The 23,972-nt window shown below is 65.6% G+C and carries 22 protein-coding genes; 13 read left to right on the top strand and 9 right to left on the bottom strand.

Features of this window, described 5'->3' with window-relative positions; translation table 11 throughout:
- Positions 1 to 78 precede the first annotated feature (78 nt).
- Positions 79 to 1,239 (bottom strand): ADP-forming succinate--CoA ligase subunit beta, encoded by a 1,161-nt coding sequence (gene sucC, locus ACYVGY_RS01830; RefSeq protein ID WP_460455782.1) that lies wholly within the window; start codon positions 1,237 to 1,239, stop codon positions 79 to 81.
- Between the two features lie 141 nt (positions 1,240 to 1,380).
- Here sucC and ACYVGY_RS01825 point away from each other — a divergent pair, with 141 nt between their 5' ends.
- The 9 genes from ACYVGY_RS01825 to ACYVGY_RS01785 all read left to right on the top strand — a co-directional run bounded on the left by ACYVGY_RS01825 (position 1,381) and on the right by ACYVGY_RS01785 (position 10,619).
- On the top strand, positions 1,381 to 3,018 hold the full coding sequence (locus tag ACYVGY_RS01825; protein ID WP_460455781.1) for a sensor histidine kinase: 1,638 nt from the start codon (positions 1,381 to 1,383) through the stop codon (positions 3,016 to 3,018).
- Between the two features lie 53 nt (positions 3,019 to 3,071).
- Positions 3,072 to 4,451, top strand: a complete 1,380-nt coding sequence (locus ACYVGY_RS01820) for a sigma-54-dependent transcriptional regulator (protein ID WP_460455780.1) — start codon at positions 3,072 to 3,074, stop codon at positions 4,449 to 4,451.
- A gap of 285 nt (positions 4,452 to 4,736) precedes the next feature.
- Positions 4,737 to 5,150 (top strand): pilin, encoded by a 414-nt coding sequence (locus tag ACYVGY_RS01815; RefSeq protein ID WP_460455779.1) that lies wholly within the window; start codon positions 4,737 to 4,739, stop codon positions 5,148 to 5,150.
- A gap of 140 nt (positions 5,151 to 5,290) precedes the next feature.
- Positions 5,291 to 5,695, top strand: a complete 405-nt coding sequence (locus ACYVGY_RS01810) for a pilin (protein WP_460455778.1) — start codon at positions 5,291 to 5,293, stop codon at positions 5,693 to 5,695.
- Positions 5,696 to 5,795: 100 nt separating this feature from the next.
- Complete coding sequence (locus tag ACYVGY_RS01805) at positions 5,796 to 7,697, top strand: hypothetical protein (RefSeq protein ID WP_460455777.1); 1,902 nt, start codon at positions 5,796 to 5,798, stop codon at positions 7,695 to 7,697.
- A 16-nt stretch (positions 7,698 to 7,713) separates the two neighbouring features.
- Positions 7,714 to 7,905: a hypothetical protein gene (locus ACYVGY_RS01800; RefSeq protein ID WP_460455776.1), complete on the top strand. Its 192-nt coding sequence runs from the start codon at positions 7,714 to 7,716 to the stop codon at positions 7,903 to 7,905.
- A 59-nt stretch (positions 7,906 to 7,964) separates the two neighbouring features.
- Entirely contained in the window at positions 7,965 to 8,396 is a 432-nt protein-coding gene (locus tag ACYVGY_RS01795; protein WP_460455775.1) for a hypothetical protein, read from the top strand.
- A gap of 17 nt (positions 8,397 to 8,413) precedes the next feature.
- Positions 8,414 to 9,574 carry a glycosyltransferase family 4 protein gene (locus tag ACYVGY_RS01790; protein ID WP_460455774.1) on the top strand — a complete coding sequence of 387 codons (1,161 nt, stop codon included), beginning with the start codon at positions 8,414 to 8,416 and terminating at the stop codon, positions 9,572 to 9,574.
- Complete coding sequence (locus ACYVGY_RS01785; RefSeq protein ID WP_460455773.1) at positions 9,567 to 10,619, top strand: glycosyltransferase family 2 protein; 1,053 nt, start codon at positions 9,567 to 9,569, stop codon at positions 10,617 to 10,619. The genes ACYVGY_RS01790 and ACYVGY_RS01785 overlap by 8 nt, the downstream gene beginning before the upstream one ends.
- Before the next feature lie 22 nt (positions 10,620 to 10,641).
- Here the strand turns inward: ACYVGY_RS01785 and ACYVGY_RS01780 are convergent, their stop codons facing one another.
- From ACYVGY_RS01780 to ACYVGY_RS01750, 7 genes are read right to left on the bottom strand one after another with little or no spacing between them, the layout of a single operon-like run.
- Positions 10,642 to 11,889: a class I SAM-dependent methyltransferase gene (locus tag ACYVGY_RS01780; protein ID WP_460455772.1), complete on the bottom strand. Its 1,248-nt coding sequence runs from the start codon at positions 11,887 to 11,889 to the stop codon at positions 10,642 to 10,644.
- Between the two features lie 20 nt (positions 11,890 to 11,909).
- Positions 11,910 to 12,872 (bottom strand): GDP-mannose 4,6-dehydratase, encoded by a 963-nt coding sequence (locus ACYVGY_RS01775; RefSeq protein WP_460455771.1) that lies wholly within the window; start codon positions 12,870 to 12,872, stop codon positions 11,910 to 11,912.
- A 6-nt stretch (positions 12,873 to 12,878) separates the two neighbouring features.
- Positions 12,879 to 13,907 carry a glycosyltransferase family 2 protein gene (locus tag ACYVGY_RS01770; protein ID WP_460455770.1) on the bottom strand — a complete coding sequence of 343 codons (1,029 nt, stop codon included), beginning with the start codon at positions 13,905 to 13,907 and terminating at the stop codon, positions 12,879 to 12,881.
- Positions 13,908 to 13,925: 18 nt separating this feature from the next.
- Positions 13,926 to 14,801, bottom strand: coding sequence for a hypothetical protein (locus tag ACYVGY_RS01765; RefSeq protein WP_460455769.1), 876 nt, complete (start codon positions 14,799 to 14,801; stop codon positions 13,926 to 13,928).
- Positions 14,798 to 16,300, bottom strand: coding sequence for a lipopolysaccharide biosynthesis protein (locus tag ACYVGY_RS01760; protein WP_460455768.1), 1,503 nt, complete (start codon positions 16,298 to 16,300; stop codon positions 14,798 to 14,800). The genes ACYVGY_RS01765 and ACYVGY_RS01760 overlap by 4 nt, the downstream gene beginning before the upstream one ends.
- Before the next feature lie 6 nt (positions 16,301 to 16,306).
- Positions 16,307 to 17,404, bottom strand: coding sequence for a GDP-mannose 4,6-dehydratase (gene gmd / locus ACYVGY_RS01755; protein WP_460455767.1), 1,098 nt, complete (start codon positions 17,402 to 17,404; stop codon positions 16,307 to 16,309).
- Positions 17,401 to 18,258: a glycosyltransferase family 2 protein gene (locus ACYVGY_RS01750; RefSeq protein ID WP_460456243.1), complete on the bottom strand. Its 858-nt coding sequence runs from the start codon at positions 18,256 to 18,258 to the stop codon at positions 17,401 to 17,403. Before ACYVGY_RS01750 ends, gmd begins: the two co-directional genes overlap by 4 nt.
- A 137-nt stretch (positions 18,259 to 18,395) precedes the next feature.
- Here ACYVGY_RS01750 and pilB point away from each other — a divergent pair, with 137 nt between their 5' ends.
- The 4 genes from pilB to coaE are packed head-to-tail and all read left to right on the top strand — an operon-like array spanning position 18,396 to position 22,872.
- Positions 18,396 to 20,123 carry a type IV-A pilus assembly ATPase PilB gene (pilB, locus tag ACYVGY_RS01745; protein ID WP_460455766.1) on the top strand — a complete coding sequence of 576 codons (1,728 nt, stop codon included), beginning with the start codon at positions 18,396 to 18,398 and terminating at the stop codon, positions 20,121 to 20,123.
- A 3-nt stretch (positions 20,124 to 20,126) separates the two neighbouring features.
- The gene (locus tag ACYVGY_RS01740) at positions 20,127 to 21,374 is read left to right on the top strand and encodes a type II secretion system F family protein (RefSeq protein WP_460455765.1); all 1,248 of its coding nucleotides are present in this window, start codon (positions 20,127 to 20,129) and stop codon (positions 21,372 to 21,374) included.
- Positions 21,375 to 21,383: 9 nt separating this feature from the next.
- A complete protein-coding gene (locus tag ACYVGY_RS01735) occupies positions 21,384 to 22,247 on the top strand; it encodes a prepilin peptidase (protein ID WP_460456242.1) in 864 nt (287 codons plus the stop codon).
- Positions 22,248 to 22,251: 4 nt separating this feature from the next.
- Positions 22,252 to 22,872, top strand: coding sequence for a dephospho-CoA kinase (coaE, locus tag ACYVGY_RS01730; RefSeq protein ID WP_460455764.1), 621 nt, complete (start codon positions 22,252 to 22,254; stop codon positions 22,870 to 22,872).
- Positions 22,873 to 23,012: 140 nt separating this feature from the next.
- On the opposite strand, the gene ACYVGY_RS01725 is transcribed toward coaE, so the two are convergent.
- Positions 23,013 to 23,969, bottom strand: coding sequence for a Nudix family hydrolase (locus tag ACYVGY_RS01725; RefSeq protein ID WP_460455763.1), 957 nt, complete (start codon positions 23,967 to 23,969; stop codon positions 23,013 to 23,015).
- Positions 23,970 to 23,972 lie beyond the last annotated feature (3 nt).

The following is a 23,972-nucleotide window of genomic DNA, read 5'->3' as shown; positions in this document are numbered from 1 at the left end:
TTGTAGGAGGGCCTTCAGGCCCGAAGCTTTTCGGCGAAAGGCTTCGGGCCTGAAGGCCCTCCTACAGGAGTCTGTGGCTCAGGCTGCGGCGGCGACGGCGAGCTTGGCGCCGTCGTTGATGTCGTTGGCGGCCTGGATGGCCAGGCCGGAGTTCTTGAGGATCTCCTTGCCCTTCTCGACGTTGGTGCCCTCGAGGCGCACGATCACCGGCACCTTGACGTCCACTTCCTTCACCGCGGCAATGATGCCCTCGGCGATCATGTCGCAGCGGACGATGCCGCCGAAGATGTTGACGAAGATGGCCTTGACCTTGTCGGACGACAGGATGAGCTTGAAGGCCTCGGTGACGCGCTCCTTGGTGGCGCCGCCGCCGACGTCGAGGAAATTGGCCGGCGAACCGCCGTTGAGGGCAATCACGTCCATGGTGGCCATGGCCAGGCCGGCGCCGTTGACCATGCAGCCGATGTTGCCGTCCATGGTCACGTAGTTGAGGTCATGCTGGCTGGCCAGCACCTCGGTCTCGTCTTCCTGGCGGATGTCGCGCATCGCGGCCAGCTCGGCGTGGCGGAAGGTGGCGTTGTCGTCGGAGTTGATCTTGCCGTCGAGCACGGCCAGGTCGCCATTGGTGAGGATGGCCAGCGGGTTGAGTTCAACCAGGGCCAGGTCCTTCTCGTTGAACAGCTTGTACAGGCCCATCATGATCTTGGTGAGCTGGTTGACCTGCTTGGCGGTGAGGCCGAGATCGAAGCCCATCTCACGACACTGGTAGGGCTGCAGGCCCTGCACGAAGTTGACGTTGAGGGTCTTGATCGCGTCCGGGTTCTCGGCGGCGACCTGTTCGATTTCCATGCCGCCTTCGGCCGAGGCGATGAAGGTGATCGAGCGGGTACCGCGATCCACCAGCACCGACAGGTAGAGTTCCTTGGCGATGTCGGTGGCCTGGGTCACCAGCACCGTGTCGACCGGCAGCGCGATGCCCGCGGTCTGGTAGGTCACCATCTTGGTGCCGAGCATGCCCTTGGCGTACTCGCGGACCTGGTCCAGGGTCTTGGCCAGCTTGACGCCACCGGCCTTGCCGCGACCGCCGGCATGGATCTGGGCCTTGACCACCCAGAAGTCGCCGCCGATGGCCTTGGCCGCATCCACGGCTTCTTCAGGGGTGCGGGCGACGCGACCGGCCGGGACGGCGATGCCGTAGTCGGCGAACAGTTGCTTGGCCTGGTATTCGTGGAAGTTCATGCGGCTACCTGTGCTGGGGGAGGACTCGCGAGCGAGGGGCGGTATTGTCGCCGACCCCCCCGGCAAAGGCAAAAGGCAGCGCCGGCCCGGTCCGGACGGCCGTCCGGGGTGGCCGCGGCGCGAACCCGGCATAATCGCGCCATGGCGACCCCTGCCCCCCGACAGTCCCAACTCGCCTCCCCCCAGCGGCGCGAACTCTACTTCTTCACGCTCTACCGCGTGCTGGAGGCGGCGCTGCTGGCCTTGGTGGCCTTCAGCCCCGTCGGCGAGTTCATGCTGGAGATCCGCGAGCCGACGATCCTGCGAAGCATCGTGGTGGTCTATTTCGCGGTCGCGCTGGCCATGGTCTACGCCAGCTACCGCAGCGGCTGGACGCCCCGGCGCCAGGCCGCGCTGGGGCTGAGCGTGGACCTGCTGGTCGCGGCCGGCGTGCTGGCGACCACCAGCGGCAGCCAGGGCGGCATCGCCCTGCTGATGCTGTTCAACGTCGGTGCCGGCGCCCTGATCCTGACCCAGCGCGCGGGCCTGGGCTTCGCCATGGCCGCTGCGGCGCTGGTGCTGACCGACAGCCTGCTCAATCGCGCCTTCGACCCGCTCAACGCCCGGCCCCTGGCCGAATCGGTGATGTTCAGCGTCACCTACCTGGCCACGGCGGTGCTGTGCGAACTGCTCAGCCGCCAGGTTTCGGAATCCCACGCCCTGGCCGAAAAGCGCGGCGAGGAGCTGGCCAACCAGGCCGAAATCAACGAGTTGGTGATTCGCCGCATGCGCACCGGCATCCTGGTGGTGGACGGCGACCACCGGGTGAAGGTGTGCAACGAAGCCGCCTGGGGCCTGCTGGGCAAGCCTTCGCCGGACCGGCAGCAGTTGGCCGACGTGGCCATGGAACTGCACCGCGCCCTGCTGCTTTGGCGGCAGGGCCGGGGCGATATCCCGCGCGCCATGACCCTGGGCGAAGGCGCCCCCGAGGTGCTGCCGCGCTTCGTGTCGCTGAGCCTGACCGACAATCTGTTCCTGATCTTCCTCGACGACAGCCGGATCTATTCCGACCGCGCCGAGGAGCTGACCCTGGCCACCCTGGGCCGGCTTTCGGCCAGCATCGCCCACGAAATCCGCAACCCACTGGCCGCCATCAACTATTCCGTGCAGTTGCTGGAGGAAACCACCGAGCTGCCCGAGGCCGACCGCCGCCTGCTGGAGATCATCCACACCCAGTGCCAGCGCATGAACGGCATCGTCCAGGACATCCTGGGCCTGGCGCGACGCGAGCGCTCGCAGCCCGAAACCGTGGACATCAGCCAGTTCGCCCGCCGTTTCGTCGACGAGTACCGCGCCAGCCATCCGCTGGAAACCGACATCCTGCAGGCGGTCAGCGAACGCAGCACCCTGGCCATGGCGGATCCGCGGCACCTGCACCAGGTGCTGACCATCCTGGTCCAGAACGCCCTGACCTACGGCCGGATGCCCGGCGAGCCGGCGAAGGTGACCGTTGCGGTGCGCAGCACGACGCTGGGCGCCCCGCCGGAACTGAACGTGGTGGATCGCGGCCCCGGCATCCCCAGCGCGGTGGCCGAGCAGATTTTCACGCCTTTCTATACGACCAGCGAGCATGGCACCGGCCTGGGCCTGTATATCGCCCAGCAACTATGCGAGGCCAACCAGTGCACCCTGAGCTACCAGCGGGTGCCGGGCGGTGGCAGCTGCTTCCGCATCATCCTGCCGCCGGGAATGACCCTGATGCAGGACGAAGGCGCCCCGGCCCGGCTGGATCTGGCCTGAAACCCGCCGGTTCGGCTAATGTGTAGGGGTTCCTACCCCCCTTCCGGAAACCCATGACGACCCCCCGCAGCGCCCTCGTGGTCGATGATGAACGCGATATCCGGGAGCTGCTGGTCCTGACGCTGGGCCGAATGGGCCTGCGGGTGGACACGGCGGCCGACCTCTCCAGCGCCCGGGCCCAGCTCGCCCAGGCCGAATACGACCTGTGCCTGACCGACATGCGCCTGCCCGACGGCTCGGGCCAGGACCTGATCAAGCACATCGCCCAGCGCTACCCCGACACGCCGGTGGCCATGATCACCGCCTTCGGCAACGTCGAAGCCGCGGTGCAGGCGCTCAAGGCCGGGGCCTTCGATTTCGTGACCAAGCCCGTGGACCTGTCGGTGCTGCGCCGGCTGGTGCAGCACGCGCTCGACCTCAACGAACAGCGCCGCACCGCCACCCCCGCCAGCAATCGCCTGATTGGCGAGTCCCCGCGCATGCAGCAGCTGCGGCAGACCATCGGCCGCGTGGCACGCAGCCAGGCGCCGGTCTACATCAGCGGCGAATCCGGCGTGGGCAAGGAACTGGTAGCCCGGCTGATCCACGAACAAGGCTCGCGCGCCGGCGGCACCTTCGTGCCGGTGAACTGCGGCGCGATCCCGTCGGAACTGATGGAAAGCGAGCTGTTCGGACACAAGAAGGGCAGCTTCACCGGCGCCCACGTAGACAAGGAAGGCCTGTTCCAGGCGGCCAACGGCGGCACCCTGTTCCTGGACGAAGTGGCGGAACTGCCGCTGCACATGCAGGTAAAGCTGCTGCGCGTGATCCAGGAGAAGTCGGTGCGGCCCGTGGGCGCCCCCGCCGAACTGCCGGTTGACGTGCGCATCCTCTCGGCCACGCACAAGAACCTGGGGCGCCTGGTCGAAGAGGGCAAGTTCCGCCAGGACCTTTACTACCGCATCAACGTCATCGAACTGGCCGTGCCGCCGCTGCGCCAACGCCGCGAGGACATCGGCGTGATCTCGAGCGCGATCCTGACGCGACTGGCCGGCGAGCAGGCCGAGGCCCTGCCCGCTCTTTCCGAAGAAGCCGAGGCCGCGCTGGCGGCCTACCCGTTCCCGGGCAATGTGCGCGAGCTCGAAAACATCCTCGAGCGCGCAGTGGCGCTATGCGAAGGCCATCGCATCGAAGTCGCCGACCTCTACCTGCCCGAGGTGGACAGCCTGATCGGCTTGGAAACCGACGCGCCGCTGCGACCGGGCACGCCGCCTTCGCCCTCCGCCCTCGACCCCGACGGCACGCCCTTGCCGGACGCCATCGAACAGATGGAGCGCGACACCATCCAGAAGGCGCTGGAAGCCAACCGCTACAACAAGACCAAGACGGCGGTCCAACTGGGCATCACCTTCCGGGCGCTGCGGTACAAGCTCAAGAAGCTGGGGATGGAGTAATCGCGGCGTCGCAGGCCTGAAGTGTGATGGGCCGCACACTGTGACCTCGTCATCTACTGCCCCCCAGCGTCACTTTGTGACCCTGAGAAAAAAAACCACCGTCGTGTCCCTGATTAGGCTGGCCTTGCGTTCAACACTATGCCTATATTCCGGCCTGTGCCGGCCAACCACCGGTTGGCACAGAAGATGCATCACCGATACAGCACGTGCCTTGGCACGGCTACCCACGGACGGGCCTACCGTTCCAACACGTGACAATCACAATCCACCCTAGGGGATTTACCCATGAAGAATATCCAGAAAGGTTTCACCCTGATTGAGCTCATGATCGTGGTCGCGATCATCGCCATCCTGGCCGCGATTGCGCTGCCGGCGTATCAGGACTACATCGCCCGTTCGCAGGTCACTGCTGGTCTGGCTGACATTCGTGGCGGCGTGACCGCGTACGAAGAGCTGATCAATCGCGGCACCGGCATCGTCAACAATGGCAACATCGGCCTGGCTGCCGCCACTACCCGTTGCGCGCCGCTGGACGTCGCCGGCACCGCGACTACCGGTCCGTGGACCCTGACCTGCAACCTCGAAGGCAATCCGAAGGTCAGCAGCGGCACGGTCGTCCTTACCCGCAACAACTCGGGCGCGTGGAACTGCTCCACTACCGCCGTCGAGGCCAAGTATCGTCCGGGCGGCTGCAGCTGATATAGGTTTCAATGTTTGAATAAGGAAGGGGCGGTTCGCCGCCCCTTCCCTCCAGTCCCGCCCCGACTAACGCCCCCGCGACCGAAGCAGCGCCCGGCTGCCTCACCCGGCTGTGCAACCTGAATCAGGATAAGTTGGATATGCGCAAGGTCACTGGATTTACACTCATCGAGCTAATGGTGGTCGTCGCGATCATCGCCATTTTGGCCGCCATCGCCATTCCGACCTACCAAGATTACGTCATCCGGTCGCAGGTCACTGCCGGTCTTGCGGAAATCGCTCCCGCCAAATCCACCTTCGAATCCAAGCTCCTGGCCGAGGGCTTGAGCAGTTTCGATGTCGCCTTGCTGGGCCTACACAATCCCACTCCGCGCTGCGACATCAGCATGGCTCCCGGCGAAAACGGTTTCGTGCGTTGCACGATCAAAGGCAATAACGTCGTCAATGCCCAGACCATCACCCTGCAGCGCAACTCCAGCGGCGAGTGGCAGTGCCAGACGAGCGCCGGCATCGCCCAACGTTACCGTCCTGCTGGCTGCAACTGACCGACGCGAAACGGATGCAACATCGGCTTTGGCGAGTGCCGCTAGCGGCTACGGGATTAGCGGTTAGACTGCAGCCGGACTCCTATCACGACACCGGCAAATGCTCCTCAATCGCGGCCAACTCCTCCCTTTGCTTGTCCTGCTCGCCCTGACCGCAGCTATTTTCTGGCCCGGTCTCTCGGGCGACTTCGTATTCGATGACTACCCGAACATCGTTACCAACCCTGCGGTGCACCTGGAGTCGCTGGACCGGGAGAGCCTAGCGGGCGCCGCACGCGGCTACGAGCACGGCCCCTTCGGGCGTCCGATTGCCACGCTGACCTTTGGCCTGAACCACTATCTGGGCGGCAACGACGCCTGGGGCTTCAAGTTCTTCAACTTGATACTGCATCTGCTCAACGTCGGGCTGGTACTGATGCTGGGCCAACGCCTGCTTAAGCTGGCCGGCGTGGATGCTTCTAGCTCGGCCAATGCATCGCTAGCGATCGCCGCGATATGGGCTCTGCATCCACTGCAGGTATCCACGGTGATGTACGTGGTCCAGCGCATGGAAATGATGTCGTTGACCTTCACTTTGCTGGCCCTTATCGCCTACCTGCGCGGCCGCGAAGCGCAACTTGTGGGACGGGCTGGCTGGCCTTGGTTGCTGGCCTGCTTACCGCTGATGCTGCTGTCGCTGCTGTGCAAGGAAACAGGGGTGCTGCTGCCGGTGTACACACTGGCGATCGAATTGACCGTGCTGCAGTTCGCGGCGGACCGGACCGGCCTTTCAGCGCGTCTGAAGGTCGTCTATGCGCTCTCTTTCGTCATCGCCATGAGCTACGTGCTGTTCTGGGTGCTGCCGGCCTACCTGGATCCGGCCATATACGAGTTCCGCGGCTTCACTCTGATGGACCGTCTACTGACCCAGCCCCGGGTGCTGGTGATGTACTTGGCGCAAATGATGTTCCCGGCACCGGGCCTCATGACGTTTTACTACGATACCTTCGACGCCTCTCGCGGCCTGCTGTCGCCGCCCACGACGCTACTTTGCATCCTGCTTCTGGCGGCTCTGGCCGCCGCAGGCATCTGGCTTCGGCGGCGCGCGCCATTGTTCGCGCTTGGCGTGTTCCTATTCTTCGGCAGCCACCTGCTGACCAGTAGCTTCTTCCCGCTTGAGCTGGCGTTCGAACATCGAAACTACTTCAGCCTGTTCGCCATGCTGCTTTCCGCCACCGATCTCGTGCTCCGGATGCCGCACGGCGAAATCCCGCGCATGCGCATCTACACCATTGGCATTGTGGTCGCCGGACTTTGCTTGCTCACGCTATTGCGCGCGGCCACATGGGGCAACCCGACCAACCTGGCGATGGACCTCGCGGCGAAGAACCCAAACTCGTCGCGGGCCAGCGTCGATCTCGGCGAACAGTTCATGAAGCTCGCCAACGCCGACGCCACATCGCCGTTCTACCTGCGCGCCGAGCGTGAGTTCGAGCGCGGCGCGGCCATGGCGAACTCCTCGCCACTACCCGAACAAGCGCTGATCCTGCTGGCCTCCAGCGCCCAAATACCCGCCAAAGATGCATGGTGGCAGAGCTTCATCCAGAAGATCGCTACCCGACCGATCGGGCCACAGGAGCTGATGTCGGTTACCGGCATGTTGCAGCAACGCGACAAGCTCAATCAGTTCAATGACGCCCGCTTCCGTGAGCTGATGGACACGCTAGTGGCGCGTGAGCCGCTGCCCCCATACATGCTCGCAACCTATGGCGACTACCTGCTGGTCCACCATGACAATGACGCGGCTGCGCGCACTCAGTTCATGGCGGCATTGGCCGCCGGCAACGATGACGAGGAGCACCGGGCCTTAGTGGTGCGCATGGTGACCAATCTGTTTTCTGAGGGCCACGTCGACCTGGCCCGGGACCTGCTCACCCGCGCAGGTGAACTCGGTATCCAGACGCCCCTCGGCATCATGATCAGCGCCCCGGCCCCGACCGATCAACCCGATGAGGCGCATTGAGGGAATGAAGCCGCGAATGCTCGCCACCTGTTTTCTGGCCTATGACGACGAATGGCGCGGCATCTTCATCCGGCAAATGGCGTTCGCGTTGGCGCGTCGGCCGGGCATGCGGCGCGAAGCAGTTGCCCCGCCCGAGGACACTCCCCGGAGCGACCTCAACCAACCGGCCCGCGAAAGCACGCTGGCTCGAAAAGCAGATGCAGCCTGACAGAATGCCAAACTGATGCGCACGGGCGGCCTGCGTAGGCTGTTGGCGCCGGCACGCTCATGCGCCTGCTGGCGGAAGGCTATCGGCGTTCCATCGGCAACTATGCTCTCTTGGTCAACTGGCTGCAATTTGCGATCCCGCCATCCCGCGACGGCAAGCTGGTGACGGTAATCGGCCTGCTGCTCGCCTCGCTCCTGGCTGGCGCGATCGCGTCCGGTACGCGGCTGCCGTTGTTCACCCTCGGCATTCTCTGGTTCCTAGCGACCCATATTCGGACAAGCAACGCAGTGCCGTTCCAACCTAGGTTCGAGCGCCGCAACTATTTCGCGACCTTCGCACACCTTGGCATCGCGGCCCTTGTAGATGACAATCGTACCGTCCTGGCTTCGACGGCGATGGCGCGGGCCATCGAGTTGGGCCTGATCGAGGAATCCACTGCAAGGGCCGACACGCGTCCCGAGGATGGCGACCATGACGGCGGCACACACTGACTGGCGGGGTCCATGCAATGACGCGTGATCTCGCCGAGGGCGCCACGCAGTCGGGCGGACATCGCCTGCTGATTGTCAGCACGTCCTATCCGCGCGATGCCGCGGACTGGCGAGGCATGTTCATCCGCCACTTGGCCTTCGCGATGGCGAGGCAACCGGGGTTTGATCTCGCACTCTGGTCGCCGCCGGGAGAAATGCCGGACAACGCGCGCTATGTCCCCACGGCCGACGACGCCCGCTGGCTGGACGAACTCATGGAAGCCGGCGGCATCTCCCACCTCATGCGCAGCGGCAGCATTCGCGCCCTTTGGGCTCCGGCAACCTTGCTGCGCAAGCTCTATAGCGCCTACCGCCGCCCATCTCCGGTCGACCTCTATCACGTCAATTGGTTGCAGTGCGCCATCCCCCTGCCAGCGGATGGAAAGCCACTGCTGCTGACCGTGCTGGGCAACGACCTGCGCCTGCTGCGATTGCCACTGGTCACCCGCTTGGTGCGCCGAGCACTTCGGGACCGGAACGTCGTTATCTGCCCCAACGCGGAGTGGATGCAGGCGCCCTTGCAGGACGCCTTCGGCGACCTCGCCGACATCCGTCCGGTGGCCTTCGGAATCGACCCTGTCTGGTACGACATCCAACGGCGGGCCGACGACGGCCCGTCGCGCTGGCTGGCGGTCACCCGACTGACGCGCGACAAGCTGGGACCGCTGTTCGAATGGTCCGAGCCGCTGTTCAGAGGCCGTCAGCGCGAACTGCACCTGTTCGGCCCAATGCAGGAGCCAATAGACGTTCCGGAATGGGTGCATTACCACGGCCCGGCCACGGCAGCCCAACTGTCGGAAGATTGGTTCCCGCGCGCCCACGGCGTGATCACGCTGAGCCGGCACGCCGAGGGCCGCCCGCAGCTAATGCTCGAAGCGATGGCCGCCGGGCTGCCCATCATTGCCACTCGTACACCGGCGCACGCCAGCCTGGTCCAGCCGGGCCAGACCGGCGCCCTCTGCGATACGCCCGGCGATTACGCACAGGCGCTCGACCAGCTGGAGCAGGCGGACACCAACCACCGGATGGGCGAGGCCGCGCGCGAGTGGATTCGCGCCGAGGTCGGCACCTGGGACGACTGTGCCGGTCGCTACGTCGGGCACTACCAACGATTGCTCGGCGAGCCGCGGCATGACTGAATCGGGCGCCTACGCCTGTCTCGCCGGCGCGAATCGGCCGCTTCGCCCGGTCGTTTCGGTTTGCATCGCCAACTATCAGGGCGAACAGCTGCTGCACGACTGTCTCGCGTCGGTCATGTCGCAGTCGATCGATGGCGACATCGAGATCCTGGTGCATGACGACGCATCCCCCGATGGCTCGGTGGCCCTGATGCGCGCCGAGTTCCCCGAGGTGACGGTGCTGGCGGCCAGTGAGAACGCCGGGTTCACGGTCGCCAACAACCGCATGGTCGACCAGGCACGCGGAACGCACGTGCTGCTTCTCAACAACGACGCCGCCCTGCTCCCCGGGGCTGTCCAGGCGTTGCTTGCGCTAGTCTCCGCCGACGGCGGCATCGCCACCCTGCCGCAGTACGACTGGACGACGAACGAGCTGGTGGACCGCGGTTGCCTGCTTGATCCTTTCTGCAATCCGGTGCCCAACCTCGATCCCGACCAGAGCGACGTCGCGATGGGCATCGGCGCCTGCCTGTGCCTGCCTCGCGCCCTGTGGCACGAGCTGGGCGGCCTGCCCGAATGGATGGGCTCACTGGCCGAGGATGTCTTCATCTGCGGGCTGGCGCGTCTGCACGGGCATCCGGTCCGGGTAACGCAAGCGAGCGGATACCGGCACCGGCAGGGCCACAGCTTCGGTGGCAACCGCGCACAGAGTGGTCGGCTCAACACCACCCTCCGGCGCCGGGCACTAAGTGAACGGAACAAGACCTCAGCCCTGGTGGTCCTCACGCCGGGCCTCGCGCTAGGACCGCTGCTGCTCCTGCATTGGCTGCTGCTATTGGCCGAAGGCATGGCGCTGACGCTGCTGCTGCGTTCAGTCGCGCCTTGGCGGGACGTCTATGCGCCGGCACTGACCTCGGTCTTCCGCCAGCACAGGCTGCTCTGCGACCAGCGTCGGCGCGCACAGTCTGGGCGACGGGTGTCGCTCGGCCGCTATTTCGCGACCACGCGCTGGTGGCCGCGCAAGCTATCGCTGCTCGGACGATACGGCCTGCCGGTCATCCGTTGATTCACCCCGCGCCGGCGCGGGCTCAGGATGGCAAGGAATCCCGTCGTACGACCTCGAGCGTCGGCAGCGGGAATACCAGCGTGCGCCCGGCAAACCGGGGGCTGGCCATGAAGAACCCGCGGAAGTGCCACGGCAATACCAGCAGGTAATCCGGTGAGCCGGCCAGGACCTCGTCTTCGGGAAGGATGGGGATCCAGGTGCCCGGCGTCCGCCGGCCAAACTTCTCCGGATTGACCTCGGCCACGGCCGAAATGGCCTCCGGGCCCAGGCCGCAGTACTGAAGCAGTACGTTGCCCTTGGTCGATGCGCCCAGCGCCGCGATCGTCTTGCCCTCGGCGGCGGCTCGCGCACAGAAATCGCGCAACTGCTCACGCAGCCGCGCTACGCGGTCGGCAAATCGCGCATAGGGCTCGAGCGTATCCAGGCCGCGCCGGACCTCGTCAGCCAGCACCTCGTCTACCCGCGCTGAGCGTTCGCCGTGCCCGGCCTTTCCGGCCGTCACCGAAAAGCTGCCGCCATTGACGTCATTGAACTCGACGTCGATCACAACGAACCCGACGCGATCAGCCATCCAGGCCACCTGCCGCAGCGCGTAGTACTCAAGGTGCTCGTGACAAGCCGTGTCGTAGGAGTTCATTTCCAACATTGTCGGCATGTAGCTCTGTTCGAACACCCAGATGCCGTCGTCCGCCAGCACCGAATACACCTCGCGCATGAAGTCCAGCGGCGCCTCCAGGTCGTAGAACATGGAGAAGGAGGTAACGACGCGCGCCTTGCCCGCGACACCATGGGCGGCCAGGACGGCGCCGGAGAAGAAGTCGGGGATGATCTCACTGCCTTCCGGGTAGTGATGAGCGAACTTTGTCGCGGTCGGGTCGATGCCTATGCGGCGAATACCCTGGGACGGATAGGCGGCAAGCGTGGTGCCGTCATTGCTACCGATATCCACCACCACGTCACCCTCCCGCAGGGGCACGCGAGCGAGGATACGTGCGACCTTGGCGCGGAGGTGGGCCACCATCGACGGATTGAGCCCCGAACGATAGCCATAGTTGTCCCCGTACATCTCGCCGAGGCTGTACGAGTGTTCCAGCTGCAGCAGGCCGCAGGCGTCCTCACCATGGCACTTGACCAGCCGCAGCGGGCCAACCGTCACGGCCTCGTCGGGCGAGGTCGGGAACACGCCCGTAAGCATCTGCTCGCCCAGGTCGAGCACCGGAACCAGGTGTTCGTTTTCGCAAATTCGGCAGCGAGTGATCTTCTCGTACATTGCTTCGACTCCAGGCCGGGCTAGGGGTTGCATTGAAGTCGCGCCAGGTCGGCATCCACCATGCGTCGGACCAACTCATCAAACGCCACTTCCGGCGCCCAGCACAAGTCCGCCCTGGCGCGACCGGCGTCGCCGATCAGAGGGACGCGTTCTGCGGGACGGAAATTCTCCGGCTGCTCGCGCACGAAGTCGCGGTAGTCCAACCCGACATGATCGAACGCAAGGGCGCAGAACTCTCTCACGGTGCGGCCGACGCCAGTGGCAAGCACGAAGTCAGCCGGAGCCGGCTGCTCCAGCATCAAGGCCATCGCCCGCACGTAGTCCGGGGCATACCCCCAGTCGCGGACAGCGGAAAGATTGCCCAACGGCAACTCATTCGCCAGGCCGAGCTTGATGCGGGCGGCACTATCGCTGATCTTCCGCGTTACGAACTCAAGGCCGCGGCGCGGGCTCTCGTGATTGAAGAGAATCGCAGAGCAGGCGAACAGACCCTGTCGCTCCCGGGCATTGGCCACCGCGACATGTGCGAACAGCTTCGCGGCGCCATAGGGGCTGCGCGGGCGGAACGGACTGCTCTCGCGCTGTGGCGAAGCCTCGGCATGGCCGAACATCTCGCTGCTTGCTGCCAGGCAGAAACGCGTGCCAGGGCTGACGCGCGCAACCGCATCGAGCATTCGTGCCACGGCGACGCCGTTGCGGTCGCCGACCAGGGCCGGCTGGTCGAACATGCCGGCACCGCTCGACAGGGCGGCGAAATGGAAGATCGCCGCAGGCCGCACTTCGGCGAGAATACCCGCCATGCCTTCAGGATCGGCCAGGTCCCATTCCCTCAGCGCCACACGCCCTTGGATCGACGGAGGCAAGTCCGCGACGGACTGGCCCGGCCGTACTGTTCCCAACACGCTGCGCCCATGCGTAAGCAGGTGCTCGGCGAGATAAGACCCATCCTGGCCGGCGATGCCGGTGATGAGGTAGCTGCCCATGCGCGCCTAGACCGCCATCAACCGAGCGACCAGGCGCGTCACCAGGGTGGCGTGCGGACCGCGGGAAAGATCGTAAAGATTGAGCCTGGATTTACGCGGCATCGTCAGGCAGGCCAGTCCCGCCAGGCTGTTGGCCAACCCCGCCGGCAACCGCGCAATAGACCACGCAATCAGTCTGGCGTGCGCAGGCCTGGCCTGCGCGAGCAGCCGCCGATACTCCGTGATCGAGTAAGCCCCAAGGCCACGGTGTGCGCCCAGCTTGGAAAGTTGCCTCCATGGCTGGCGTGCCGACACCCTCGCCTTGCTCGCATCGCCATAGCCATCGAATGACCAGACCAGGCCAGGCCACTTGAACATCCATATCTCGAAGCCGCGGGGCGTCCACATCGCATTCCCGTACCGGATGACGATCAGCGGATCGGCGATCACCCGCACCGCGGCCAGCGGTGGCGACTGGAAGATGACGCCGACATGCACGAACAGGGTGCCGTAGTACGGCTCTCGTTTCCGCGCCAGCCATGCCGCGCGACGAATCACGACCGCACCGATGAACTTCAGGTACGGCGCCACCTGTTCGAAGAACGCCACGTGCTCGCCGGCAGCGTAGTTTCGATCTTCTTCGAAATCCAACAGTCGCGTCTGCAGCACGCGGCCGAAATCCACGGTGCGGACCTCTGAATTCACAACCACCAGGTCCACCTGGCCGTCCAGCGCTGCCAGCACCCTCGCCACGGCGCCTGGCCGCAGCAGGTCATCATCGGTCATCAGCCAGCAGTACTCACCGCGCGCCGCGGCGACCGCCTTGTCGTAGTCCTGGTCGACGCCGGAATTGGTCGACTCGCGCACATAGCGAAGCGATGGGTTTGCATCGGCAACCGACTTCACGACCTCGGCCGTGCGGTCGGGTGAAGCGCCATCCAACACCAGGACCTCGACGGCGTCAACGAGCTGTGGCAGCAGCGAGGCCAGCGTCTCGCCGATGAAGTCGCAGCGGTTGTAGGTGGCTATGCAGATCGAGAGCTTGGGTACGCTCATGGCGCGGGCCGCTCCTGCTCAGGTCCCGGCATGTACGGTCGCCATCGGCTGGTCGGCGATCAGCGCGAACTGCCCGTCGCTGGACATACCGAACTTGCGTTGCTGGAAGAGATTCTCGGCGAACGGCAGGCCGGCGACGCGGTCGAGAAAACCCGCATCAAACCAGTCAGGGTCCACGAAGAAGGCGTTGACGCCGCTCCGCTCAACGGTGACGAAGCGGTAGCCGCGGGCCTCCAGGAACGTCCTCCAGCCAACCGCGGAAACCCCATAGTGAAGCTGGCTGGGGTGCGAACGCGACAGCGCGAAGTCAGGCTGGTAGGGAATGGTGACGCTGCGCTCGGCGCCGAAGGCGGCGTTGTACTCGACCACTATGATCCGTGGCCGGAGGCCGGCGTCGAGCGCTGCGCGCATGACATAGAGGTCGTTGCCGTCGATGTCGAGTGAGAACACGTCTGGATCGGCATTTGCCAGCATCGCCCGGATGCAAGGGAGGCTCTCGACGGTGACGAACATGTTTCGGCATTCTGCGCCGATGCTGTGGCCCTGCACATTGCGCTGGGCGCGTGCGGACAACCAACGATCACCCTCAATCATCAATCCACCGTATTTCTCCGCCACCAGAAGCCAGGCGGTGTTGTTCTCCACCCCGTCGCTTGCACCGATCTCGAGGAAGGTCCGGTTGCCCTCGCGCAGCTGCGAACGAAGCACGTCGAGGACTCCGTCCTCGCCATTCTGGCTGAAGCCGGAAAATTCCCAGCTGGCTGGATGGCGCAGGTCGACCTGCCGGGCCTGGCGCATCGCACCGCCGCGCGCCAATGCGATGGCGATGCGCTGGCGATCCCGGGAGTCCTCCAGGTGATGAAACATCTTCTTGAGGACGTTGAGCTTGTTCAATCATCGACTCCGATAGTCCGGCCGAACCCGGCCAATTCCCGGGCGGATGCCCGCAGCGCGGGCGATCCCAGCACGCACGCACCCGCCGCCAACGCCCACATCGCCAGCGCCCAGGCCGGCCAGGCGGCGTCTGCCTGCAACCCCGCCGACCACCCCAGGATGGCCACGGCCACCGAGATGGCCAAGGGTAACCCAAGGTCACGCGTCAGCCATCCCCGTGCGGCGCCGCGCAGCAACCGCCGATGCGTCACCCAGGTCCCGAAGAACAGGTAGAACACGTGCAGGCAAAGCCAGGCAGCGGCGGCACCGAGTCCGGCGAACACGAGGGTCAAGGCGATCGTCAGCGGCACCAGCAGCACGATCATCACCAAGTTCACCAAAAGTGACAGGCGCGGCAGCCCGGACGCCAGCTGCAGCGCGTAGGGGAAGAACATCATCGTGTGCAGCGCCGTACCCGCGGCCAGCAACGACACCATGGGCGCGACCGCCTTCGCCAGCCCCGCGTCTCGGGTCCAGGTCGCCACCACCGGCTCGGCGAAAACGACCAGCACCAACGCCACCGGGAACACCAGGGTGGCGAGGAATCGGGTGCCCAGCCGGTACAGCCCCAGCAGCCGCGCCTCGTCCCCCGAAGCCACCAGCCCCGAGAAGCGCGGGTAGATCGCATTGAAGACTGGCGTCACCAGAAGGTAGAGGCTGCCAGCCACCATGGACGCGATCATGTAGCGCCCGAACTCGTCGAGCCCGAGCATGCGGCTGAGCAGAGTCTTGTCGAGCTGGGTCAGCAGCACCGACGTGACCGCGATCAAGCCCATCACGGCCGAGAATCGCCAAACCCGGATGACGTCGCCGGGACTGAACTTCGCCCCGTCGCGCCCGCGTAGCGCTGACCATGCGCCCTGCTGCATTGCCAGCGTGTAGGCCAGGGCCGCCAGCGCCTGCCAAGCGAAGTAGACCTCGAGGGTGGCCTCGTGGAACGTCAACAGCAAGACCCCCCCCACGGCCGAGACCGTGGCGTAGGTAGCCGCTATCGTGCTGGTGAGCACCAGTCGCTGGGCGCCGTTAGCGGCCGCCATGTACAGGCCGGCCGGCCAGCGCGCGGCGATCGCAAGCCCCATCAGAACCAGGGGCGTTTGCAGCTTCTCCGGGGGGATGGACTGGGCACGCAGCCAATGCTCGGCGAGCCAGGGCGCCGACAAGGCGACGGCCGCGGCGATGCCGATGGCGACCAGCCAATATAGGATGCCGAGCGAGTGCAACAGGCGCCGCGGCCTGGCGGCATTATTCTCGGCGAGGCCCCGGGCGACATCCCGGTTCATGGTGGGCGACAGGCCCAAATCCAGCAGGCTCATGAGCGCCTGAAGGGTCATAAAGAACCCGACCAGGCCGTAGGCTTCCAGGCCCAGCAGCGCCAGGTAGAAGGGTGTCGCGGCCAGGCCGACGATCGCTATCCAGGCCGATCCCGCCAGCCCGGCGACCAGGTTGCGGGCCAACCGCATGCGGGGCTACTCGTGGAACTCGTTTGTCGAGAAGCCGTGGCGACGACTGAGTTGGTCGCGCTCGGCGGCCCGCAGGTCAGCTCGCACCATTTCACGCACCAGCTCGGCGAATCCGATCTTCGGTTGCCAGCCAAGCTTGGCCCGGGCCAGGCTGGCATCGCCAACCAGCGACTCCACCTCGGCGGGCCGGAAATAGCGCGCGTCCACCGAGATAATGCAGCGACCCTTGGCATCGTAGCCGCGCTCGTCCACGCCCTCGCCCTGCCAGGTGATGGCGATGCCCAACTCGGTGGCCGCCTCTTCGATGAACTCGCGCACGCTGTGCTGGACGCCAGTAGCAATGACGAAGTCCTCGGGCTGCTCCTGCTGGAGCATCAGCCACTGCATCTCCACGTAGTCCCGGGCATGCCCCCAGTCTCGGCGGGCATCGAGATTCCCCAGGTACAGGCAGTCCTGCAGACCCAGGCTGATCCGGGCCAAGGCGCGGGTGATCTTGCGGGTGACGAAATTCTCGCCACGGATCGGCGACTCGTGGTTGAAAAGAATTCCGTTGCAGGCGTAGAGGCCGTAGGCCTCGCGATAGTTGACGGTGGTCCAGTACGCGTAGAGCTTGGCGATCGCATACGGAGATCGCGGGTAGAAGGGCGTGGACTCGGTCTGCGGCACCTGCTGTACCAGCCCATACAGCTCGGACGTCGATGCCTGGTAGAAACGGGTCGTCCGCTCCATGCCAAGGATTCGAATCGCCTCCAGCAGCCGCAGGGTGCCGAGCGCGTTGGTATCCGCGGTGTACTCGGGTTCCTCGAAGGACACCGCCACGTGGCTCTGCGCGCCGAGGTTGTAGATCTCGTCCGGCCGGGTCTGCTGGATGATTCGGGTGAGATTCGAGGAGTCGGTGAGGTCGCCGTGATGCAGGAACAGGCGTACGTCGGCTTCGTGCGGATCGCGGTAGAGGTGGTCAATGCGGCTGGTGTTGAACATCGAGGCCCGGCGCTTGATGCCGTGGACTTCGTAGCCCTTCTCGATCAGCAACTCCGCCAGGTAGGCGCCGTCCTGGCCGGTTATGCCCGTGATCAGTGCCCGCTTGCGGCCGCTGCCGGTCATTCCTTCACCTTCAGGTAGGTCAGCGAGGTGATCTGCTCCGACACGAGTCCGATCAGGAATACGATGACCGCGGCCGACATCAGCAGCGCACTCATATTGGTGAACCGACCTTCGGTGATGAAGGTGTAGGCGTAGTAGCTGCAGCCCACCATAAAGAAACCGGCGCCGGCGGGCGCGAACAGCTTCAGTGGCGAATAGAGCGTGGCGATCTTGAAGATGATCAGCAGGAAGCGCAGCCCGTCCTTGATCGGCCGGATATGGCTCGCTGTACCAATCCGGGCACCGACCCGGAGTGGCACGTAGGCCACCGGATAGGCGCTGCGGAAGAAGGCCATGGTGCTGGTGGTCGGGTAGCTGAACCCGTTGGGCAGGAGGTGCAGGAACTCCCGGAACTTGTCCGCACGTACCGCCCGGAAGCCCGAGGTCAGGTCCTTCACGTCGTGGCCTGTCATCCAACTGGCCAGGCGGTTGTAGAGCCCGTTGGCGAGGCTGCGGCCAAGGCTGGCCTGACCCTTTCCGTCCCGGGCCCCCACGACCAGGTCGTATCCCGCCGCCAGCGGGGCCAGCAGTTCGGGGATATGGGCCGGGTCATGCTGGCCATCGGCGTCCATGAACACGATGATCTCGCCAGTGGCTGCCCGGGCCCCGCGCTTGATGGCCGCGCCGTTGCCCATGGCATAGGGCGCCGACAGCACCCGGGCCCCGAAACCGGTCGCTACGGCGGCGGTCTCGTCCGTGGAGCCATCGTCCACCACGATGACCTCGGCATCGGGCATCGCGGCCGCGAGCGCAGGAAGTGTCCGCCGCAACCCCTCCGCCTCGTTCTTGGCAGGCAACACCACACTGACCTTCATGGCCACCCCCGAATGAATCCAAGCCCAAGCTTACTTGATCCCACCCCCCTCCTGACTATAAGAAGGTGTTGCAAGAGGCTGGCCTGCGGTCATTTTTCGGGTACAGTTGGGGCATCCGTGCGTCTCTGGGGAGCAGAGTGAACGCCAACGCTACCGCCAACCTGGTGGGCATCACCGGCATTGCCCGGCGTCTCGTGCTGGACGGCGTCCTGGGCGAGGCCGACGCGCGCAAGGCCCTGGACGAGGCCAGCAAGCAAAAACGGCCGATCCATCTCTACCTGCTTGAGAAGAAGCTGGTGACCAGCGCCCATATCGCCGGCGCCAACGCGGTCGAGTTCGGCATGCCGCTGTTCGACAGCACGGCGCTGGACCTGAACCAGGCCGCGACCAAGCTCGTCAGCGAGGAATTGATCACCAAGCACCAGGCCCTGCCGCTGTTCAAGCGCGGCAACCGGCTGTTCGTGGGCATCGCCGACCCGACCAATACCCGGGCCCTGGACGAAATCAAGTTTGCCGCCAACCTCACCGTCGAGCCCATCCTGGTCGACGAGGACAAGCTGCGCCGCACCATTGAACTGGCCCTGACCGCCAGCGACAGCATGGGCGACAGCATGGGCGACGACGAGGGCCTCGAGAACCTCGAGTCCACCGGCGGCGACGATGACGCCAACGACAATATCGCCGACACCAAGGGCGGCGATGACACCCCGGTCGTGCGCTTCGTGAACAAAGTGCTGCTGGACGCCATCAAGCGCGGGGCCTCCGACATCCACTTCGAGCCCTATGAGACCGAATTCCGGGTCCGGCTGCGCATGGACGGCATCCTGCGCGGCGTGGCCAAGGCGCCGGTCAAGCTGCATCCGCGCATCACCGCGCGCCTGAAGGTCATGGCCCAGCTCGACATCGCCGAGCGTCGCGTGCCGCAGGACGGCCGTATCAAGCTCAACATCTCCAAGACCAAGCAGATGGACTTCCGCGTCTCCACCTGCCCCACCCTGTTCGGTGAGAAGGTGGTGTTGCGACTGCTGGACGGCAGCGCCGCCAAGCTCGGTATCGACAAGCTGGGCTACGAAGAAGACCAGAAGCAGCTGTACCTCGACGCCCTGGCCAAGCCCTACGGCATGATCCTGGTCACCGGCCCCACCGGCTCGGGCAAGACCGTTTCGCTCTACACCGGCCTGAACATCCTCAACACCGAGGAGCGCAACATCTCCACCGCCGAGGACCCGGTCGAAATCCGCGTCCCGGGCATCAACCAGGTGCAGATGAACGTCAAGAAGGGCATGACCTTCGCCGCCGCCCTGCGCAGCTTCCTGCGACAGGATCCGGACGTGATCATGGTCGGCGAAATCCGTGACCTTGAAACCGCCGAAATCGCGATCAAGGCCGCCCAGACCGGCCACCTGGTGCTGTCCACCCTGCACACCAACGATGCCCCGCAGACGGTGTCCCGCCTGATGAACATGGGTATCGCGCCCTACAACATCACCTCCTCGGTCACCATCATCATCGCCCAGCGCCTGGCGCGGCGGCTCCATGACGCCTGCAAGAAGTCCATCACCCTGCCGGAAAACGCACTGTTGGCCGAAGGCTTCACCGCCGAGGACATCAAGGCGGGCATGAACCTCTATGAGCCGGTGGGCTGCGACGACTGCAACGATGGTTACAAAGGCCGCCTCGGTATTTACCAGGTGATGCCGATGGCCGAGAACATCCAGGCCATCATCCTCGAGGGTGGCAATGCCCTGCAGATCGCCCAGGCCGCGCAAGATGCCGGCGTCCGCGACCTGCGGCAGTCCGCGCTCTTCAAGGCCCGCCAAGGCATCACCAGCCTGGCCGAAATCAACCGTGTGACGAAGGATTAAGCCATGGCGACGACCGCTGCCAAACAGCCCGCACAGCGCACTAACGCGATGGAGAACTTCATCTGGGAGGGCACCGACAAGCGCGGCGTCAAGATGAAGGGCGAGACCACCTCGAAGAATGCCAACCTGCTTCGCGCCGAGCTGCGAAAGCAGGGCATCAACCCGACCGTGGTCCGGACCAAGTCCAAGCCGCTGTTCGGCAATGCCGGCAAGACTATCTCCGCACAGGACATCTCGGTATTCAGCCGCCAGATCGCGACGATGTTGCAGGCGGGCGTGCCGATGGTGCAGAGCTTCGAGATCCTGGCCGGCGGCCAGAACAACCCACGCATGCGCGACATGCTGACTGACATCCGCGACTCCATTGCCGGCGGCAGTTCGCTCAGCGAAGCGATGGCGCGCCATCCGGTGCAGTTTGACGCTCTCTACCGCAACCTTACCCGCGCCGGTGAAGGTGCCGGCGTTTTGGACACCGTTCTCGACACGGTAGCGACCTACAAGGAGCGCACCGAGGCCCTGAAGGGAAAAATCAAGAAGGCCCTGTTCTATCCGGCCGCTGTGATCGCGGTGGCGATCCTGGTCAGCGCCGTGCTGCTGATCTACGTGGTGCCGCAGTTCGAGGACGTGTTCAAGGGGTTCGGTGCCGAACTTCCCGCATTTACTCAGATGATCGTCAACGCATCGCGTTTCCTGACGTCCTGGTGGTGGGCCGTGCTGGCCATTGCAGCAGGCATCGTGTTCGGCTTTCTGTTCGCCTACAAGCGTTCGGTCGCGCTCGAGCGCAACGTGGATCGCCTGTTGCTCAAGCTCCCGGTGATCGGCCAAATCCTCCACCAGTCCGCCATCGCCCGCTTCGCCCGCACCCTGGCCCTGACCTTCAAGGCCGGCGTGCCGCTGGTCGAAGCGCTCGAGACGGTCGCAGGCGCCACCGGCTCGATCGTCTACAACGAAGCCGTCATGCGCATCCGCGACGACGTCTCGGTGGGCTACCAGCTCAACGTGGCCATGAAGCAGGTCAATATCTTCCCGCACATGGTCGTGCAGATGACGGCCATCGGTGAAGAAGCCGGCGCACTCGACACCATGCTGCTCAAGGTGGCCGAGTTCTACGAGCAGGAAGTGAACAATTCCGTGGACGCCCTGGCCAGCCTGATCGAACCCTTCATCATGGTGGTGATCGGCATTCTGGTTGGCGGCATGGTGATTGGCATGTATCTGCCGATCTTCAAGCTGGCTGCGACCGTCGGCTGATCCCGCATGCTGGAGCTGATCCAGGCCACGCCGGGCCTTGCGCTCGGCCTGGCCCTTGTATTCGGTCTGCTGGTCGGCAGCTTCCTCAACGTCGTAATCCTGCGCTTGCCGCCTTGGCTGGAGTGGGAGTGGCGCAAGTCCAGCCGCGAGATGCTGGAGCTGCCCGAGCCCTACGAGCCCGCGCCTCCGGGCGTGGTAGTGCAGGGTTCGGCCTGCCCGAAGTGCGGCCACAAGCTCGCCCCCTGGGAAAACATCCCGGTCCTGAGCTGGGTGATTCTGCGCGGCCGCTGCCGGGGCTGTGGCGGTGCGATCTCGGCCCAGTACCCACTGGTGGAGCTGATCACCGGCCTGATGTTCGCCGCCTGCGTGTGGCGCTTTGGCGCCGGCCCCGAGGCGCTGGCGGCCATGGGGTTCACCGGCTTCCTGGTTGCCCTGGCGGGCATCGACCTGCGCACTACGCTGCTGCCGGACCAGCTCACGCTGAGCCTGCTCTGGATCGGCCTGGGCTTGTCCACCATCACCCTGTTCACCTCGCCGAGCCAGGCCATCTTCGGCGCCATGGCCGGCTATCTCAGCCTCTGGACGGTCTACAAGCTGTTCAAGTGGCTGACCGGCAAGGAAGGCATGGGCTACGGCGACTTCAAGCTGCTCGCCGCCCTGGGCGCCTGGTGCGGCGCCAGTGCGATCCTGCCGATCGTGCTGATCTCGTCGGTCATTGGCGCGGTGGTCGGCACGATCTGGATTTCCTGGCGCGGCGCCGACCGCGCCACGCCGATCCCCTTCGGGCCCTACCTGGCCGTCGCCGGCTGGGTGCAGTTGCTCTGGGGTCCGCAGCTGATCCAGGCCTACCGCAGCTTCTCCGGCCTGACCTGAGGCCATGGCCGCGACCTTGGTCGCCGTCACGGGAGGCGTTGCGTCCGGCAAGTCGGCGGTGACCTCCGCCTTCGAGGCGCTGGGGCTGGCTGTCGTGGATGCCGACGTCGCGGCGCGCGAAGTGGTGGCGCCCGGCCAGCCGGCCCTGGACGAGATCGTCGCCCGCTTCGGCGCCGACAGCCTGCTGCCCGACGGCCAGCTGGACCGCGCGGCAATGCGTCGGCGGATATTCGCCGATCCTGGCGCGAAGACTGACCTCGAAGCCCTGCTGCATCCGCGTATCCGCACCTGGCTGGCCGACGCCTGTGCGGCGGCGCCCGGACCCTATGCGGTGGTGGCCATCCCGCTGCTGGCCGAGGGCGGTGGCCGGGCGCGCTATCCGTGGCTTGATCGGATCCTGGTGGTCGACGTGCCCCGCTCTGTGCAGCAGGCCCGGCTGATGGCTCGAGATGGCATGGACGCGGACCTGGCCGGCCGCATGGTGGCGGCGCAGGCGAGCCGCGGGGAGCGGCTGGCGGTCGCGGACGATGTGATCGTGAATGACGGGACGCTGGGGGATTTGGTGGCGGCTGTGGGGCGGCTGCATCTGCGGTATCTGGCGCTGGCGGAAAGCGATCGGGACTGAAGTCCCTCCCACAGAGGTCAAAGCTTCGGGCCTGAAGGCCCTCCTACAGGGTCACATGTAGGAGGGCCTTCAGGCCCGAAGCTCTTCCGGGAGAGCCATAAAACCCAGGCAATGGCAGGAGGGCCTTCAGGCCCGAAGCTTCAGCGCGGCCAAAGGCCACGAATACCCGCAACACCCTGGCCACCATGCCGGCGCGCCACCACCACGTCCGCCGGCTTCATGCCGCCCAGGGCGTAAATCGGCAGTGACACCGCCTCGCGCAGGGCCGCGAAGCGGTCCCAGCCCAGCGGCGTGGCATCGGGGTGTGACTCGGTGGCCTGCACGGGCCCGAGCACCACGAAGTCCAGCCCCAGCCGCTCGGCCTGGGCCAGCTCGTCCGCATCGTGACAGGAGGCCGCAACCGGCTGGCCTTTCGCCAGCAAGGGTCGCTCCGACAGTGCCATGAGCTGACTGGCGCGAAGATGCAGACCCAGCCCCAGGTCGGCCGCCAGCGCCGGCTCGCCGTTGAGCAGGAGCTGCGCACCCTTGGCGCGGCAGCGTATCTGGGCATCGCGGGCCAGGATGGCCAGCTCCGCGGTCGCCATCGACCGCGCCCTCAGCTGGATGCGACGGGCACCGGCGGCCAGGGCCTTGTCCAGGCGCGACAGAAAACCGACCCGGTCGCCGGGCTCGGGCGTGATCAGGTAGCGGTCGGGCGTCGTGAGTGCGGCCACCACCGGACGGTCCGCGGGCGGCATCGGGTAGCTCGCCAACTTTTCCATCGGCGCCCAGGCCAGGGCCTGCCGCTCGAGACCGTGGGCAGTGCCTTCGAACTGGGTGACGTCATAGACGTCGAGCACGATGCGCTTGGTCGGATAAGCCTGGGGCACCGACACCAGCGGCTGGGCCGAGACGACCCGGATACCGAGCTCCTCGTGCAGCTCGCGGTCCAGGGCCTGCAGCGCGGTCTCGCCAGGCTCGACCTTGCCGCCGGGGAATTCCCAGGCGCCGGCCAGATCGCGGCCAGCCGTGCGCCGGGCCAGCAGTATCCGGCCGCGGGCGTCCCGGAGGACGGCCGCGACCACGTGAACCGGGGGTTTAGGTCGGTCGCCGGGCATCCG

The sequence above is a fragment of the Arenimonas alkanexedens genome, from assembly GCF_054781355.1.
Note: the sequence above shows the minus strand (reverse complement) of the source record. Positions and strands in the feature narration are given on the sequence as shown.

What these genes read in the sequence shown, in the direction of transcription:
- ACYVGY_RS01770 (WP_460455770.1), bottom strand. Translation starts at nt 13,907, where the DNA reads ATGAGCGTACCCAAGCTCTCGATCTGCATAGCCACCTACAACCGCTGC.
- ACYVGY_RS01750 (WP_460456243.1), bottom strand. Translation starts at nt 18,258, where the DNA reads ATGAAGGTCAGTGTGGTGTTGCCTGCCAAGAACGAGGCGGAGGGGTTG.
- ACYVGY_RS01790 (WP_460455774.1), top strand. Translation starts at nt 8,414, where the DNA reads ATGACGCGTGATCTCGCCGAGGGCGCCACGCAGTCGGGCGGACATCGC.
- ACYVGY_RS01760 (WP_460455768.1), bottom strand. Translation starts at nt 16,300, where the DNA reads ATGCGGTTGGCCCGCAACCTGGTCGCCGGGCTGGCGGGATCGGCCTGG.
- sucC (WP_460455782.1), bottom strand. Translation starts at nt 1,239, where the DNA reads ATGAACTTCCACGAATACCAGGCCAAGCAACTGTTCGCCGACTACGGC.
- coaE (WP_460455764.1), top strand. Translation starts at nt 22,252, where the DNA reads ATGGCCGCGACCTTGGTCGCCGTCACGGGAGGCGTTGCGTCCGGCAAG.
- ACYVGY_RS01725 (WP_460455763.1), bottom strand. Translation starts at nt 23,969, where the DNA reads ATGCCCGGCGACCGACCTAAACCCCCGGTTCACGTGGTCGCGGCCGTC.
- ACYVGY_RS01810 (WP_460455778.1), top strand. Translation starts at nt 5,291, where the DNA reads ATGCGCAAGGTCACTGGATTTACACTCATCGAGCTAATGGTGGTCGTC.
- ACYVGY_RS01815 (WP_460455779.1), top strand. Translation starts at nt 4,737, where the DNA reads ATGAAGAATATCCAGAAAGGTTTCACCCTGATTGAGCTCATGATCGTG.
- ACYVGY_RS01740 (WP_460455765.1), top strand. Translation starts at nt 20,127, where the DNA reads ATGGCGACGACCGCTGCCAAACAGCCCGCACAGCGCACTAACGCGATG.
- gmd (WP_460455767.1), bottom strand. Translation starts at nt 17,404, where the DNA reads ATGACCGGCAGCGGCCGCAAGCGGGCACTGATCACGGGCATAACCGGC.
- ACYVGY_RS01785 (WP_460455773.1), top strand. Translation starts at nt 9,567, where the DNA reads ATGACTGAATCGGGCGCCTACGCCTGTCTCGCCGGCGCGAATCGGCCG.
- ACYVGY_RS01800 (WP_460455776.1), top strand. Translation starts at nt 7,714, where the DNA reads ATGCTCGCCACCTGTTTTCTGGCCTATGACGACGAATGGCGCGGCATC.
- ACYVGY_RS01825 (WP_460455781.1), top strand. Translation starts at nt 1,381, where the DNA reads ATGGCGACCCCTGCCCCCCGACAGTCCCAACTCGCCTCCCCCCAGCGG.
- ACYVGY_RS01775 (WP_460455771.1), bottom strand. Translation starts at nt 12,872, where the DNA reads ATGGGCAGCTACCTCATCACCGGCATCGCCGGCCAGGATGGGTCTTAT.
- ACYVGY_RS01795 (WP_460455775.1), top strand. Translation starts at nt 7,965, where the DNA reads ATGCGCCTGCTGGCGGAAGGCTATCGGCGTTCCATCGGCAACTATGCT.
- ACYVGY_RS01805 (WP_460455777.1), top strand. Translation starts at nt 5,796, where the DNA reads ATGCTCCTCAATCGCGGCCAACTCCTCCCTTTGCTTGTCCTGCTCGCC.
- ACYVGY_RS01820 (WP_460455780.1), top strand. Translation starts at nt 3,072, where the DNA reads ATGACGACCCCCCGCAGCGCCCTCGTGGTCGATGATGAACGCGATATC.
- ACYVGY_RS01780 (WP_460455772.1), bottom strand. Translation starts at nt 11,889, where the DNA reads ATGTACGAGAAGATCACTCGCTGCCGAATTTGCGAAAACGAACACCTG.